General features: G+C 69.9%; 14 protein-coding genes. 7 read left to right on the plus strand and 7 right to left on the minus strand.

All coding sequences use genetic code 11. From position 1 onward, the window contains the following. The first annotated feature begins 328 nt into the window (after nucleotides 1-328). Nucleotides 329-1,498, plus strand: coding sequence for a sensor histidine kinase (locus tag H2Q94_RS05970; protein WP_243792930.1), 1,170 nt, complete (start codon nucleotides 329-331; stop codon nucleotides 1,496-1,498). A gap of 19 nt (nucleotides 1,499-1,517) precedes the next feature. Continuing rightward, nucleotides 1,518-2,186, plus strand: coding sequence for a response regulator (locus H2Q94_RS05975; protein WP_243792933.1), 669 nt, complete (start codon nucleotides 1,518-1,520; stop codon nucleotides 2,184-2,186). A 124-nt stretch (nucleotides 2,187-2,310) separates the two neighbouring features. On the opposite strand, the gene H2Q94_RS05980 is transcribed toward H2Q94_RS05975, so the two are convergent. From H2Q94_RS05980 to H2Q94_RS05995, 4 genes are all read right to left on the minus strand, one after another. Further along, nucleotides 2,311-2,955, minus strand: a complete 645-nt coding sequence (locus tag H2Q94_RS05980) for a response regulator (protein ID WP_243792937.1) — start codon at nucleotides 2,953-2,955, stop codon at nucleotides 2,311-2,313. Nucleotides 2,956-3,065: 110 nt separating this feature from the next. After that, the gene (locus H2Q94_RS05985; protein WP_243792939.1) at nucleotides 3,066-4,280 is read right to left on the minus strand and encodes a sensor histidine kinase; all 1,215 of its coding nucleotides are present in this window, start codon (nucleotides 4,278-4,280) and stop codon (nucleotides 3,066-3,068) included. Beyond that, nucleotides 4,280-5,116: an ABC-2 transporter permease gene (locus H2Q94_RS05990; protein WP_243792941.1), complete on the minus strand. Its 837-nt coding sequence runs from the start codon at nucleotides 5,114-5,116 to the stop codon at nucleotides 4,280-4,282. The genes H2Q94_RS05985 and H2Q94_RS05990 overlap by 1 nt, the downstream gene beginning before the upstream one ends. Next, nucleotides 5,113-5,850 (minus strand): ATP-binding cassette domain-containing protein, encoded by a 738-nt coding sequence (locus H2Q94_RS05995; RefSeq protein WP_397545430.1) that lies wholly within the window; start codon nucleotides 5,848-5,850, stop codon nucleotides 5,113-5,115. Before H2Q94_RS05995 ends, H2Q94_RS05990 begins: the two co-directional genes overlap by 4 nt. Before the next feature lie 212 nt (nucleotides 5,851-6,062). On the opposite strand from H2Q94_RS05995, the gene H2Q94_RS06000 reads away from it, so the two are divergent. After that, the gene (locus H2Q94_RS06000; RefSeq protein ID WP_243792944.1) at nucleotides 6,063-6,329 is read left to right on the plus strand and encodes a PLD nuclease N-terminal domain-containing protein; all 267 of its coding nucleotides are present in this window, start codon (nucleotides 6,063-6,065) and stop codon (nucleotides 6,327-6,329) included. 69 nt (nucleotides 6,330-6,398) lie between these two features. After that, nucleotides 6,399-6,695 carry a PLD nuclease N-terminal domain-containing protein gene (locus H2Q94_RS06005; protein ID WP_243792946.1) on the plus strand — a complete coding sequence of 99 codons (297 nt, stop codon included), beginning with the start codon at nucleotides 6,399-6,401 and terminating at the stop codon, nucleotides 6,693-6,695. Between the two features lie 16 nt (nucleotides 6,696-6,711). On the opposite strand, the gene H2Q94_RS06010 is transcribed toward H2Q94_RS06005, so the two are convergent. Together H2Q94_RS06010 and H2Q94_RS06015 are read right to left on the minus strand one after the other, a co-directional pair. Continuing rightward, nucleotides 6,712-7,833, minus strand: coding sequence for a VanZ family protein (locus H2Q94_RS06010; protein WP_243792948.1), 1,122 nt, complete (start codon nucleotides 7,831-7,833; stop codon nucleotides 6,712-6,714). 214 nt (nucleotides 7,834-8,047) lie between these two features. Next, a complete protein-coding gene (locus tag H2Q94_RS06015; protein WP_243792955.1) occupies nucleotides 8,048-8,593 on the minus strand; it encodes a YbhB/YbcL family Raf kinase inhibitor-like protein in 546 nt (181 codons plus the stop codon). Nucleotides 8,594-9,110: 517 nt separating this feature from the next. On the opposite strand from H2Q94_RS06015, the gene H2Q94_RS06020 reads away from it, so the two are divergent. From H2Q94_RS06020 to H2Q94_RS06030, 3 genes are all read left to right on the plus strand, one after another. Then, nucleotides 9,111-9,917, plus strand: coding sequence for a helix-turn-helix domain-containing protein (locus tag H2Q94_RS06020; protein ID WP_243792958.1), 807 nt, complete (start codon nucleotides 9,111-9,113; stop codon nucleotides 9,915-9,917). Between the two features lie 152 nt (nucleotides 9,918-10,069). After that, a complete protein-coding gene (locus tag H2Q94_RS06025) occupies nucleotides 10,070-11,878 on the plus strand; it encodes a P-loop NTPase fold protein (RefSeq protein WP_243792960.1) in 1,809 nt (602 codons plus the stop codon). Between the two features lie 206 nt (nucleotides 11,879-12,084). Next, nucleotides 12,085-12,906, plus strand: coding sequence for a S1 family peptidase (locus tag H2Q94_RS06030; protein WP_243792963.1), 822 nt, complete (start codon nucleotides 12,085-12,087; stop codon nucleotides 12,904-12,906). Nucleotides 12,907-13,007: 101 nt separating this feature from the next. Here H2Q94_RS06030 and H2Q94_RS06035 read toward each other — a convergent pair whose 3' ends face one another. Next, nucleotides 13,008-13,634: a LysE family translocator gene (locus H2Q94_RS06035; RefSeq protein ID WP_243792968.1), complete on the minus strand. Its 627-nt coding sequence runs from the start codon at nucleotides 13,632-13,634 to the stop codon at nucleotides 13,008-13,010. Nucleotides 13,635-13,790: the final 156 nt, after the last annotated feature.

A 13,790-nucleotide genomic window follows, 5' to 3' on the forward strand; every position in this document is an offset into this window, starting at 1 on the left:
GAGCCTCCTGATTTGCCACGCACAACAGGCGACGTCCGAGCCCGGAGCGTCGCCTGCACCTACCTACACCCTGCTCCGTAAAAGGGTGGTGCACCAATGTGCGGCTCGGCGCATGCCGAGGCCGAGTCTTTGTAGGAACCCACCAAAAAACTAGCGGAGATCACCACCAGAGCGACTCCGATCGCAGGTCTACCACATGAATTCGGGTGAATCCTCGAAGATCGAGCGAGTAGCGCACGACGCCGGTTCACCGCCGCCCGCAACGCGAAGCCGCCGGATGCCTGGATCACGTGGAGGAGGTTTCCGGTCCGCCGGTTACGTTTCCGGGGTGAACTCAGCGCGCTGGAGCACGTGGCCGACGAGGCACCCGTACCTTGCCGACGCGGTGCTGGCGGGCTTCGTCACCTACGTCGCGCTGCTGGGCATCGCGCCGTCCGACGTGCTCAACAGCGGCGACCCGGGGCCGGTCGCCTACACCGCGGCCGTGCTCGGTGCGGCGCCGCTGGTGCTGCGCAGGCGTTATCCGGTGCTGGTGCTGGTGGTCGTAGCGGTCTCGCTGGCCGTGTTCTACGGATCCGGCTGCAAGACCTCCCTCGGGCTGCTCGGGCCGTTGGCCGCGATCTACACCGTGGCGGTGCGCCACCCGCTGCAGCGGTCCGTGCCCATCTCCGCCGGCGTAATCCTGCTGATCAGCAGCGGAGTCGTCCACGGCGTCGCCGACTTCAGGTGGGCCGCGGCCTCGTTCGCCGGAATCCTGTTCGGCGTGACGCAAGCCGTCATCGCGGTCACCTTGGGCTACGCGATCCGGGTGCGCGGCGAACAGGCCGAACGGCTGCGCCACGAGCGGGATCTGGAGGCCGAGCGCGCCGTCACCGAGGAACGCATGCGCATCGCGCACGAACTGCACGACGTCGTCGCCCACCACCTGTCCGTCGTGTCCGTGCAGGCGAGCCTCGCGCGGTACGTGCTCGACTCCGACCTGGAAACGGCGCGCGAGGCGCTGAACACGATCTCCGCGACCACCACCGGTTCGCTCGACGAGCTCGGCAGGTTGCTGCGGGTGCTGCGGCCCAGCCTCGACGAGAAGCCGCACGCGGGCACCAGGTTCCTCCCGCAACCCGGGCTCGACGAGCTTCCGGTGCTGCTGGAACGGGTCCGCTCCTCCGGGGTGCCGGTGGAGCTGAGCGTCGAAGGCGAACCGCGCGCCCTGTCACCCGGCGCCGAATTGTGCGCCTACCGCGTCGTGCAGGAAGCCCTGACGAACGTGCTCAAGCACGCCCCCTCGGCCACCGCCGAAGTCGTGGTGCGCCACGACGCCGATGCGGTCACCGTGCTGGTCCGCAACGAAGGAGCACCGGCCCCGAAAGCCGGGCGACCTTCCGGGCACGGTTTGATCGGCATGTGCGAACGGGCGAAGATGTACGGCGGAACCGTCGAGGCGGGGCGTCGTCCGGAAGGTGGTTTCCAGGTCGCGCTGCGCATTCCCCGCGGGGACTGACCGGCTCGGGAGCGGCGGCATGACCGGCGTCCTCATCGTCGACGACCAGGACCTGCTGCGGGCAGGGTTCGCCGCCCTGCTGCGCGCCACCCCCGGAATCGAGGTCGTCGGCGAGGCCGCGAACGGCCGCGAAGCCGTGGCGCTGGCACGGGAACTGCGACCCCAAGTGGTCCTGATGGACCTGCGGCTGCCGGAGCTGGACGGGGTGGGGGCCACCGAACTGATCCTCGCCGAAGCCGAGCCGCCGCGGCCGGGAATCCTGGTGCTGACCGTGTTCGACCTGGACGACTACGTGTATTCGGCGCTGCGAGCGGGCGCTTCCGGGTTCCTGCTCAAGGACAGTCCGCCGGAGACGCTGATCACCGGAGTGCGCACCGTCGCCGACGGCGGGATGCTGTTCGGTCCCACCATCACCCGGCGATTGGTGGAGACCTACATGCGGGTGCCGCCGCCGAACTCGGGGATCCCGTCGCAGCTGTCCACGCTCACCCAGCGGGAACTGGACGTGCTGCGGCTGATCGCGACCGGCGCCACCAACGCGGAGATCGCCGAACATCTCGTCCTCAGCGAAGGCACCGTGAAGACGCACGTGAACCGGTCGATGACGAAGCTCGGTGCGTCCAGCCGCGCGCAGGCCGTGGTGATCGCCTACGAATCCGGCCTGGTCGTTCCACGCGGCCGATCCTGAGCGGGTGCATGCCCCAGCAGCCCACTCCTGCCGGTCGAAGCGCATCGGCTCGGTGGTGCCGGTGAGGTGAGCGGCCCGTTCGACCGGTCCGGGCGAAGGAGGCGTTCACCTCGATGGGAGCAGGTCAGGCGAGGCCCGCGTCGTGGGTGGCGATGGCGACCTGGGTGCGGTTGGACGCGCCGAGCTTGCCCATGATCCGTCCGATGTGGACTTTCACGGTGGACGCGCTCATGTAGAGGTGGCCGGCGATCTCCGCGTTGCTGAGGCCCTGCGCCACGGCGATCGCCACCTCCCGCTCGCGCGCGGTGAGCTGGTCCAGCTTAAGGCGGGCGTCGGAGTTCCCCTTGCCCGCGGCGAACGCGCCCAGCAGCCGCTTGGTGATCCGCGGCGAGAGCATCGCCTCCCCGGAGGCCACGGTGTGCACGGCCGCGGCGAGCTCGCGCGGCGGCGTGTCCTTGAGCAGAAAACCCGAAGCCCCGGCCTGCAACGCGGCGTGCACGTACTCGTCCACGTCGAACGTGGTCAGCACCAGCACCGCGGGCGGCTCGGGCAGCGCGGCGACCCGCTTGGTCACCTCCAGGCCGTCGACGCGGGGCATCTGGATGTCGGTGAGCACCACGTCCGGCCGATGCTTGGCCACCAGCTCGGTCACACTCGAGCCGTCCGGGGCCTCCGCTGCCACCTCGATGCCCGGATCGGCTTCGAGGATGAGCCGGATGCCGCCGCGCACCAGTTCCTCGTCCTCCAACAGGACCACCCTGATGCCCACGTGACTCCCCGCGACCGACGATGTTGCCGCCCCACGGTATCCAGCCCGGTTCCGGCAGTTCCAGGGTGTCGGCGGAACCGGGCTCGCCGATCACGGCCCAATGCGGACCTTCAGGAGGCGTTCGCGGTCTCCAGCACCGGAAACGCCGCCCGCACCCGGTACCCGTCGTCCTCGGTTCGGCCCACCTGCAACGTGCCGCCCGCGAGGGTGACCCGTTCCCGCATCCCGATGAGTCCGTAGCCGGAGCCCTCCACGTTCGTGGTGCCGGTACCGCGCTGGTTGGTCACCTCCACGACCAGGCCGTCGTCGGCGAGGACCGACGCGCGCACCGGCGAACCGGGGGCGTGCTTGCCCGCGTTCGTCAGCGCCTCCTGCATGACGCGGTAGGCGGCGCGGCCGACCGCCATCGGGGCCGCAGGCAGCTCCGCGGGCATGTCCAGCGTGATGTTCGCGCCCGCCGCGACCGAATCCGCGACCAGCTCCCGCACACCGTCCAAGGCCGGAGCGGCGTGGTCGCCACCGGGGTTCTCGGCGTCGTCGCGCAGCGCCCGCAGCATCTCCCGCAGCTCGGTCAGCGCGGTCGAGCTGGACTCCCGGATGATCTCGGCGACCTCCTCGGTGCGCTGATCGGTGGCCGTCATCGTCAACGCGCCCGCCTGCAACGAAATGACGCTGACCCGGTGGGCCACCACGTCGTGCATCTCCCGGGCGATGCGCCGCCGCTCGGCGGTGACGGCGCGTTCGGCGAGCAGGTCCCGTTCCCGCTCGGCCTGCACGGCGCGTTCCCGCAGGCTCCGCAGCAAGTCCTTGCGCGAGTAGAGCCACAACCCGAGCAGCAGTGGCATCCCGGCCAGCAGCACGATCCCGAGACCCACGCCCGCCACCAAGGTCAGCAGACCGTTCGACCACAGCGAGTAGTTCTCCGGTAGCCCCACTCGCAGCACGTGAGCGGCGGAGATGATCCCGGCGGCTCCCCACGTGGCCAGCACCGGCCCACGCCGGCTGGCCATCGTGTACATCGCGACCACCATTCCGGTGGCGGAGCCGTCGACGCCCGCCAGCAGCGAGTGGACCGAGGCGGCCACCACCGCGACCAGGGGGAACCGCCTGCGAAGCAACATCGCGCCGAACAGCACGATGTTCGTGGGGATCAGCGCCCACTGCTGCCAGATCGCCGGATCGTCCGGCATCGCCACCGCCAACGACGCGATCAGCAGATCGAGCAGCAGCGACCGGAACTTGCCGTCCCACAAGGAGAGCCGAGCGGCCCACTTTCCATTTCCACGCACCCGACCAAGGTAGGCGGTGGCGTCGGCGATCGACATCACGCGTCCCGCCGAGACAGCAGCACCGTCGCGGCCACCGACAACGCGGCCGTGATCGCCAGCAGCGGCAGCGGCGCCCACCAGCTCACCGTGTCCGGATTCTGGAACAGCGAAGCCGCCGACGCGAAGGGCGCCGCGGAGATGTCGACGTCCAGGAGCGAGACGAGCAAGAGCTCCAGCAGCAGCGGCACCAGCAGCACCGCGCTCAGCGCGGCGGCCGCGCTCCGGGTCAGCCCGGCGAGCGCGAGCCCGAACAGCGCGGACAGCACCACGTAGAGCACCACCCCGGCACCGATCGTGAACACCAGCGAGGACGGCGCGGGAAGCAGCACCAGGTAGGTCACCGCCACCGAGGCAACCGAGATCACCGCGCCGACCGCCGCGGTCAACGCCATCTTCGCCAGCACGATGTGGTTGCGGGAACGCACCGCGAGCATCGTGGTGATGATCGTCCGGTTGCGGTAGTCGGTGGCGAACAGGTTCACGCCGATCGCCGCGACGAACAGCGCCGCCAGCTTCGGCGGCAAGCTGAACGACTGCTCGAACGCCTGCTCCGCGCCCATGTCCTTCGTCAGGGCGTTCACGGCGGCCAGCAGTTGCAGCAGCACGGCACCGCCCGCCAGCAACCACGGCGTGCGCAAGGTGCGCAGCCCCATCCACTCGTAGCGCAGCGCCGCGCCGAATCCGGCGCCCGCGCGGGACGGTTCCGCGGCGGGGGAGTGCGGCGGGTGCGCCGCCGGGGGAGCGGCCCCCGGCTGTCGGGGCGCCGGCTGGTGCCGGACGGTGGGGGCGTCCACGCCCCGCGGATCCATGTCGGAGTCGTAGCGCAGGTTCATGCCGCGTTCCTCTCGATTCCCCGGTACTGCACGGCGGCCGACGTCGCGGCCAAGTACGCGTCCTCCAACGTGCCCCGCGGCGCGTGCCGGGCGACGAACTCCGGCACCGGCTGCGCGGCGATCAACCTGCCGTTGCCGATCACGACCAGGTCATCGGCGAGCTGGGACATCTCCGAGAGCAGGTGCGAGGAGGCGAACACGGTGCGACCCTCGGCGGCCAGGCCGCGCAGGAACCGCCGCATCCAGTGCACGCCCTCCGGGTCGAGGCCGTTCGCCGGTTCGTCCAAGATCAGGTATTCCGGGTCGCCGAGCAGCGCCGTGGCGAGCCCGAGCCGCTGGCGCATGCCGAGGCTGAACTTCCCCGCGCGGCGCGACCGCGCCGACTCCAGCCCCACCGCCCCGAGCGCCCGATCGACCTGCGAGTCCGGGATTCCCGCGCTCGCGGCGACCATCCGCAGGTGGCCGCGAGCGGTCCGGGCCGGATGCGCGGCGCCCGCGTCGAGCAGCGCCCCGACGCCGCGCAGCGGATCGGGCAGCTCCCGGTAGGTCCGCCCGCCGAACGTGGTGCGCCCCTGCCCGTGGTCGAGGCCGAGCATCAACCGCATGGTGGTGGACTTGCCGGCTCCGTTCGGGCCGAGGAATCCGGTGACGACTCCCGGTCGCACGGTAAACGAGAGGTCGTCGACGACCGTCGTGCTGCCGTGACTCTTGGTCAGGCCCTGTGCAGTGATCATGGTGTAGCTCCTTTCCTGCCACCAGAGTCGTCCGGCGCGGGGCGAGATGCGTCCGGCTTCAGGACACGGCGGCGTACGACTTTCCGGTAAGTCGGCTCGGCCCGAAGTGCGGACGTGCGGGAACCTCGTTGCGGGGCAACATTGATCTCATCGGCGGCAACGGAAACCGCCACCTCCACTCAGAAGCTCGTCCCAGGAACGGAGCCATTCCCATGAAGTCCTTGATCGCGCAGCACTCGGCGCTCGCCGCGAGCACCGGGGAACAGGCCGCCGCTTGGGTGTTCACCGGCGGTGCGCTGCTGGTGGTCGCCGCGTTCGCGGCCCTGTTCATCGCGGCGCTGATCAGCATCCTCGGCTCCGGGTTGTCCGGCGGGATGAAGCTGGTGTGGATCGTGCTCGCGTTCATGGCGCCGTTCCTCGGCAGCCTGCTGTGGTTCGTGTTCGGCCGCCCCGACGCCCGCAGGCGCTTCGCGGGCTGACTCCGGTTTTCGCACCCGACTGATCCGCATTCCGACGGCGTGCGCCGTCGTAGGTGAAAGGACCACCCCATGTTCAACTCGCAGCTCGTACTCGCTCAGGCCGCCGTCGACAACTCGACCCACACGGTCTGGAACGTGCTGATCCTGATCGGGTTCGGCCTGGTCGCGGTCGGCTTCCTCGCGCTGTTCATCGGCGCGCTCGTGAGCATCTTCCGATCCGAGACCGACAGCGCGACGAAGGCCGTGTGGGCGCTGATCGCGCTGATGGCGCCGGTGCTCGGCTGCCTCCTGTGGTTCGTGTTCGGGCGCTCCAGCGCACGGCCGACCCCGCAGCAGCCGGTCGAGCAGGACACCGCCGCCGCGTGACCGGACGGAGAAGAGATCAGCGCGCCTGCGGTCGTTCCGCCGGCGCGCTGAGTGCTCGAGAGTCCACGATGTCGGTGCCCGCGAGCCTGCCGGTGAGGCCCCGGTGGTGGTGGCTGCGCGGCACCGACAGCGCGTGCACCGCGAACCAGGCCACCGCGAACCCGGTGCCCGCCGGCGGCCACACCACGTTGATCAGGCCTTCCACCAGGGCGAACCCGCCCAATCCCGCGAACCAGCGCAGCAGGACGTTCCGCATCCCGGGACGCGCCCCGTCCTGGACGCTGCGCAGCAGCACCGCGTGCTGGCCGAGCGTGCTGCCGCGGCCGGCGACGGTGCCGATCAGCAGCAGCACGGCGGGCGCGAACCACAGCGCGGCCGACTCGAGCCACACCTGCGCCGCCGGGTCGAGGCGCACCCCGCCGATCCGCAGCAGCAGGTCCGTGCCACGGGCCAGCGCCACGCCCAGCCACCACAGCAGCAGCACGTCGCAGCCCATCCCGAGCAGCCTGCGGTAGGTCCTGACCGGCCGCGGCGAACCCGCCTCGGTACCGCTGTGCTGACCGGGAACGAGCCGCAGCACCCGCGCGAGCAGCGCACCGACGAGCGCCCCCGAGGTGTTCGCGATCAGGTCGTCCACGTCGAACAGCCGGTACGGGCACGGGTACAGGAACCAGATCCCGGTGATCTGGGTGAGCTCCACCGCCAGCGACACCATGAACCCGGCGAGCACGGTCCCGCCGAAGCCCTCGCGCAGCAGGTGCCGCACGAACATGCCCAACGGCACGAACAGCAGGATGTTGAACCCGAACTGCTGCACCGAGGAGTCCGCGAGCAGCCCGGTCGGTTCCGCCCAGTAGCCCGGTCGTCGCAGCCCGTCGAACCCGGCGAACGGCCGCCACTGCGGCCGCAGCTCCCCGAACACGTCGCAGAATCCGGGTCCCACCGGCGGCAGCGGCACCAGCACGTAGGCGACCAGGCCCAGGGCGTAGAGCACGGCGGCCAGGAACAGCAGCAGCGTGCCGGGGCGCAGCTCACCGCGCCTGCGGTGCTCCCTGGCCACGTAGGGCACGAACAGCAGCACCGCCAAGGCCACGGCCACCACCGCAGCCGCCACCGCGGGCAGTACCCGGATGTTCACCAGGGGTCCTTTCCGGGTGGCCTGCGCAGTGGGTCGCTCAGCGGAACCTCAGCGGCTTGCTCGCTGCGGGATCAGTCGTCCGATCCACCGCGAAAGCGTTGTCCTCGCGAGGAAGCCGCTGAGAACCCGCCGGTGGTCTTGTGCTCAAGCCGGTCACTGCTCATCGGCTTCGCCGCTGACAGGACAACGACCCGAAGAGCGTTGAGCCGGTCCGTCAGTGCTCGTAGGTGGTGGACAGGACCGCGCGGGCCAGGGTGTGGTTCAGTGCCGTGAAGTTGACGACGGCGGGAGTGACCTGGTCGTTCACCCCGAGCTTCGGCACGTCCAGCGCGAGTACCGCGAACAGGTAGCGGTGCGGGCGGTCGCCGGGCGGCGGTGCGGCGCCGGCGTAGGCGCGCTCGCCCAGGTCGTTCGGGACCTGGAACGCGCCCGCGGGCACTCCGGAACCGGTGGCGGACCCGGCGTCGGTGGGCAGTTCGGCGACGTCGGCGGGCACGTCGACGAGCGTCCAGTGCCAGAACCCGCCGGGGATCGGGGCGTCGGGATCGAAGCAGGTGACGACGAAGCTCTGCGTCTCGGCGGGGAAGCCTTCCCAGCTCAGCTGCGGGGAGCGGTTGTCGCCGCCCGCGCCCATGCCGCTGTAGACGTGGGTGAGCGCGAGCTGCTCGTCGGCGGGGGCGTCCTTCGAGGTGAGCGTGAACGAGGGGACCTCGGGCAGCAGCGAGTACGGGTCCGGGTCGGTCGGACGTTGCAGGCTCATTCGGTCTCCTCCTCGACGGGCGCGGGTGCTGGACGATCATCGGCACCGCCCGGTCGCAGCCTAATGGGAGCCGCGCGCGCTCCTGCGCGGGCGCCGGTCCACGACGAGTGGTGCCGCACGGTCACACCGCTGATGCAACCCGTGCAAGTATTCACTTGATCGAGTTATTGTCGCTGCCCGTCCGGCTCGGGATCATGGTCCTTGTGCACACCGATCTTGGTGTCGGTGATCGTGTCACGGACGGGTTCGGACAATTTCGCTCGGGTGGCCTCATTGCGGGGATCACCGGTTCTGCGAGCGGCACTGCAAACGGCTCGATCCCCGAATGCGAGAATCGGTCCGCCGGATTCGAAACGGTCGCAAAACGACCCCGGGCCGGCGGTGCACGTGCCCAAAGTTCTGCCGACATCGATACCGGCGAGGTCCGGATTCACCGATGTCGGTTCGGGGGATGTCGATGCTGGGGGATAGCTCAGTCATGCCGGGAAATCGTCACACTTCGGTCCGTTCGCGTCAGGTGGCGGCCGAACTTCGACGTCATCGGGAACGCGCCGGGCTCAGCTGCACCGCGGCGGGTGCGCGGCTCGGCGTCTCGGGCAGCAAGATCAGCCGAATCGAGACCGGTGTCAGCGGAGTGCAGCTCGACGACGTCACAGCCTTGCTGCGGCTCTACGAAGTGGGCGAACGGGAACGTGCCGCCCTCGCGGAGCTGGCGCGCAACGCCGGCCGATCCGCCTGGTGGCAGCGACCGGCCGCCGCTCCGGCGCGCTGGCGGGACTTCCTCGACTACGAGGGCAAAGCGGTCCGGATGCACAGTTTCGAACCGTTGCTGATCCCCGGTCTGCTGCAGACCGCCGAATACGCGCGGGCCATCATCTCGGGCATGGAACCGGGGCGTTCCGAAGAGGAACTGGACGATCTGATCGCGACCCGGATGGCGCGGCAGATCATTCTGAGCCGATCTCGCGCGCCGCTGTTTCACGCGGTGCTGGAGGAATCGGCGCTGCGCCGCCCGATCGGCGGCCCGGGAGTGATGAAGCGCCAGCTGTTGCATCTGCTGGTGATGATGGAGTCCGATCACGTCTGCCTGCGGGTGGTGCCGCGTTCGGTCGGCGCCTATCCCGGATTGCAGGGGGCATTTCTGCTTTTGGAATATGACGGAGAGCCGGACATCGTCTACGTCGAGAACCACCACGCTTCCACTTTTCTGGATTCCGACCGGACGGTGAGTTCGTATCGGGGCGTGCTGCGCGACATCGTGCACGCCGCCCTCGCCCCCGACGCCGCCGCCGACCTCATCCGCGAAGTCCTCAGCGAGTACTGAGCGGCACCGGCCGGAAACCCGCTGAGACCGGCTGGTGCTTTCAGGTGGACGTGGTGCGATCCCGGCCGGTCGATGCGCGGCGGCTGCCAGGGTTCCAAGGTCAACTCGGCGGGCCACCGCCGGCGCGGACCGGAAGAACACCGGGTGATCAGATGCAACGACCGGCGAACGAGTTCGTGGTGCTCAGCGACGAACCGGTCGAGATCGACGCCCAGGACCTGCTCGGCGTCTCCGAGGTCGCGGCCTCCCTCGTCTCGCTGATCACCGGTTCGCGCGCCTCCGCCCCGTTCACCGTGGCCATCGACGCGGGCTGGGGCATGGGCAAGAGCAGCCTGATGCGACTGATGCAGGCCCGGCTGACCGCCGAGGACGTCCCCGCGGTCTGGTTCAACGCCTGGACTTCCGGGCCGGACGCGCTCGAAGTGCTCATCAAATCGGTGCTGCTGCGCTTCGACCGCAACGTCGTGCGCCGCGCCCACCACCGGCTGTTGCGGCGGCGCCGCGTCGTGCTCTTCGGCCGCCTGCTGCTGGCGGTGAGCCTGAGCCTGTTCGGGTTGCGGCGGCTGGTGGACGAGATCTGGGCGCACCTGTCGGCGGACGCCAAGGGCCGCGACGAGATCCGCGACGTCGTGCGGGAGATGGCGCAGGAGTGGGTGTCGCGGGGAGGCACCGGTGGTCGGCAGCTCGTGGTGTTCATCGACGACCTGGACCGGTGCTCCGCAGAGGTCGTGCTGACCGTGTGCGAAGCGATCAAGCTCTACCTGGACGTGCCCGGACTGGTGTTCGTGATCGGCTGCGATCAGGCCGCGCTGGGCCGGAACCTGCGCGACGGCGACGGCACCAGCGCTCGCGCCGTCGAGTACCTGGAGAAGATCGTGCAGGTCAACTACCAGGTCGCGGTGCCCAGCGGGGACCGCTCGCGGCGGCTCGTCGAGGGATACCTGCGCAGCACGGGCGCCTCGGAGCTGCTCGGCGAGCAGCTCACGAACCTGTTGGTGTTGCGCGCCAAACGCAATCCGCGGCGGATCAAGCGCCTGCTCAACAGCTTCGTGCTGCAGTACCACCTGGATGCGAGGTGGCAGGAGTTCGGCGCCAACGTGCTGTTGCGGATCGTCCTGCTCCAGCACTTCTACCCGGAGTTCCACCACCTGCTCGCGTGGCCGGACGGGCGAGATCCGGTGCCGGAGTTCCAGGGTTACGTGGAGATCCGCGAACAAGTGCGCCGCGGCGAAGTGCTCGCCGGGCACGAGTTGTTCATCTCGCTCGGGGTGAACCCGCCCGCGCCGGAGGAGGAAGGTCCGGCGGTGGTGGAACGGCTGGAGCAGGAGCTGCCGGTGTGGTACCCGCCGCTCGCCGCCGATCACGAGTTCGTGTCGCTGATCCGGGATCTCGGCGACGACGAGGGGTACGTCAAGTGGCGCAGTCGCGCGGAGTGGGAATCCGGCATCCTCCCGGGGGCTCCCGCCGACCGGAACATCAATTTCGGTTCGCCGGATACGACGATCCAGGTAGGCGTGATCAAAGGGGGCATCTTCCTTGATGGGGAGACGCCCTCCAGCGAGTCCCTCGACGGGCTGCGAGTGCTGTGGGTGGACGACGAGGTCGCGGAACCCGTTGCCGAAACCGCATTGCACGCCGAGCGGCTCGCGTCCCGTGGTGCCGTCGTGGAGGTCGCCGCCGATCTGCCCGCGGTCCGGGCGGCGCTGCGGAAGTTCCAACCGGACGTGATCATCTCGGACATCGCCCGCGCGGAGGCGGAATACGCGGGAATCGACGACGTGCAGGCGTTGCGGCACTCGGGCGACTACTACGGTCCGGTGATCTTCTACGCCGCGCGGGTGACTCCGAACCGGCTGCGGCGGGCGAAGGAACTCGGAGCGGAAGGAGTCACCAACGATTCGAGCGAACTCTTCGAGTGGGTCGAGGCCGTCGCCCGCAGGCAGCGAAAAGATCATCGATGAGCATGTCCGAACTGTCCGAAGTGGACTGACCGGGCTGCTCTGCGCGAGGGGTTTTCTCCCGATATATCACCTGATCAGGTAACAACGATCGGCCGTTGTGGACGATCACCGCGCTGTGATCGGCTCTCTCCGCGACACTGTCACGAGCCGGAGGCGGGCCGGTCGTCCCGACCGCGCCGCAGGGGCTCCGGGGGATGGAGAGCGGGATGACACACACTCTGCGCAGGCGAACCCGGTGGTGGTCGGTGTCGGGAGCGTTCGCTGCGGCGGCACTGGCCTCCGTCGCGATCACCGCCCCGGCCGTGGCGGGCGCCGCCGCGCCCGAACCGACGTCCGGCGCCCCGACCACCAAGATCGTCGGCGGGGAGGCCGCGAGCACTGCCGAATACCCGTGGGTCGTCTACCTCACCGACCCCGGAGGCAACCAGTTCTGCGGCGGCACGATCGCCGCGGCCGACAAGGTCGTCACCGCGGCGCACTGCGTCGCCGGCGCAGCGCCGCAGCTCACCGTCGTCGCCGGTCGCGACGACAAGAGCAGCACCGACGGCACCGAAGCCGAGGTTCGCGACGTGTGGGTGCACCCGCAATTCCAGAACGCCAGCACCGGCTCCGACATCGCGGTGCTCACGTTGGACCGGGAGCTGACGCAGACCCCGCTGCCACTGGCGAGCCGGCAGGACGCCGGGCTCTACGAACCGGGCGCGGCGACCACGGTGCTCGGCTGGGGAACCACCACCGAAGGCGGCTCCCCGTCGCGCACCCTCCGCCAAGCGCACCCGCCGATCAGCAGCGACCAGGACTGCTCCAACGCCTACGGCGGGCAGTTCGACCCGGCCGCCATGGTGTGCGCGGGGTTGCCGGAAGGCGGTGAGGACAGCTGCCAGGGCGACTCCGGCGGACCGCTCGTCGCCGACGGGCGCCTGATCGGCATCGTCTCCTGGGGCAACGGCTGCGCCCGGCCGGGGACACCGGGCGTGTACACCCGCGTGAGCACGTATCACGACGAAGTGCAGGCCCAGCTGGGCTGAACGCGGGTCGATCGGGGAGGTGAGGCCGGGGCGCACGCCGGGTGCCCCGGCCTCACTGCGTCCGGCCTCGGAGTCGTCGCGCCGGATCGTTCGGGCGGCGGTCAGCCGGCCACGAGGCCCACGGAAATGGTGAGGAAGGCCGCGGCGCTGACCATGTCCAGGGAACGGGCGATCTTCGGTCGCCGGAGGCGGTCGGCGATCCGGGCCGCGGCGAGGACGATGGTGACCTCCCAGATCGCGGCCAGTACCAGGAACACCGTGCCCAGCAAGATCAGTTGCAGGGTGGGGGCCGCCGCGGAACCCACGAACTGGGGCAGGAAGGCCAGGCTGAACAGCAGCATCTTCGGGTTCGTGAGGTTGCTCAGCAGGCCCTGCAAGTACGGGCGGTCGGTGGTGCTGCCGGATTCCAGGCCGTCGCCGGTTTCCTTGCGGGTCAGCCACAGGCCTCGCACGATCATGACCGCCAGGTAGATCAGGTACGCGGCTCCGGCCCACTTCAAGGTGGCCAGCACCGCGGGATTGTTCGTGATCAGCGTGCCGAGGCCGCAGATCACCAGTGTCACCTGCAGGATGCTCGCCGTGTGGATGCCCGCGAGGGCGCGCAGGCCGGCGCCGATGCCCTGCCGCAGAGAAGTCCGCAGCAGCAGGAACGCGTCCACTCCGGGCGTCAGCACCACCACTGCACTGGCCAGCATGAACGCAGGCAGGGTCGTGAAGTCCAGCAGCATGACGTGTTCGCTCCTTGATCGAGTCGTCGCGCAGGTCGTGCGCGCACGAAGGCGGCCGGTGGGCTGGTGGACCCACCGGTCGAGGTTCACCGGATCGGGGGTGATCTCGGGTCCGCGGCGTCGCGGACTCCGGTGATCATGGGCGGGGATACGGGA

This window comes from Saccharopolyspora gloriosae (genome assembly GCF_022828475.1).
Classification (GTDB): domain Bacteria; phylum Actinomycetota; class Actinomycetes; order Mycobacteriales; family Pseudonocardiaceae; genus Saccharopolyspora_C; species Saccharopolyspora_C gloriosae_A.

Coding starts and splice junctions, on each gene's coding strand:
- H2Q94_RS05975 (WP_243792933.1), top strand. CDS start 1,518: ATGACCGGCGTCCTCATCGTCGACGACCAGGACCTGCTGCGGGCAGGG.
- H2Q94_RS05985 (WP_243792939.1), bottom strand. CDS start 4,280: ATGTCGATCGCCGACGCCACCGCCTACCTTGGTCGGGTGCGTGGAAAT.
- H2Q94_RS05990 (WP_243792941.1), bottom strand. CDS start 5,116: ATGAACCTGCGCTACGACTCCGACATGGATCCGCGGGGCGTGGACGCC.
- H2Q94_RS05995 (WP_397545430.1), bottom strand. CDS start 5,850: ATGATCACTGCACAGGGCCTGACCAAGAGTCACGGCAGCACGACGGTC.
- H2Q94_RS06000 (WP_243792944.1), top strand. CDS start 6,063: ATGAAGTCCTTGATCGCGCAGCACTCGGCGCTCGCCGCGAGCACCGGG.
- H2Q94_RS06005 (WP_243792946.1), top strand. CDS start 6,399: ATGTTCAACTCGCAGCTCGTACTCGCTCAGGCCGCCGTCGACAACTCG.
- H2Q94_RS06015 (WP_243792955.1), bottom strand. CDS start 8,593: ATGAGCCTGCAACGTCCGACCGACCCGGACCCGTACTCGCTGCTGCCC.
- H2Q94_RS06025 (WP_243792960.1), top strand. CDS start 10,070: ATGCAACGACCGGCGAACGAGTTCGTGGTGCTCAGCGACGAACCGGTC.
- H2Q94_RS06030 (WP_243792963.1), top strand. CDS start 12,085: ATGACACACACTCTGCGCAGGCGAACCCGGTGGTGGTCGGTGTCGGGA.
- H2Q94_RS06035 (WP_243792968.1), bottom strand. CDS start 13,634: ATGCTGCTGGACTTCACGACCCTGCCTGCGTTCATGCTGGCCAGTGCA.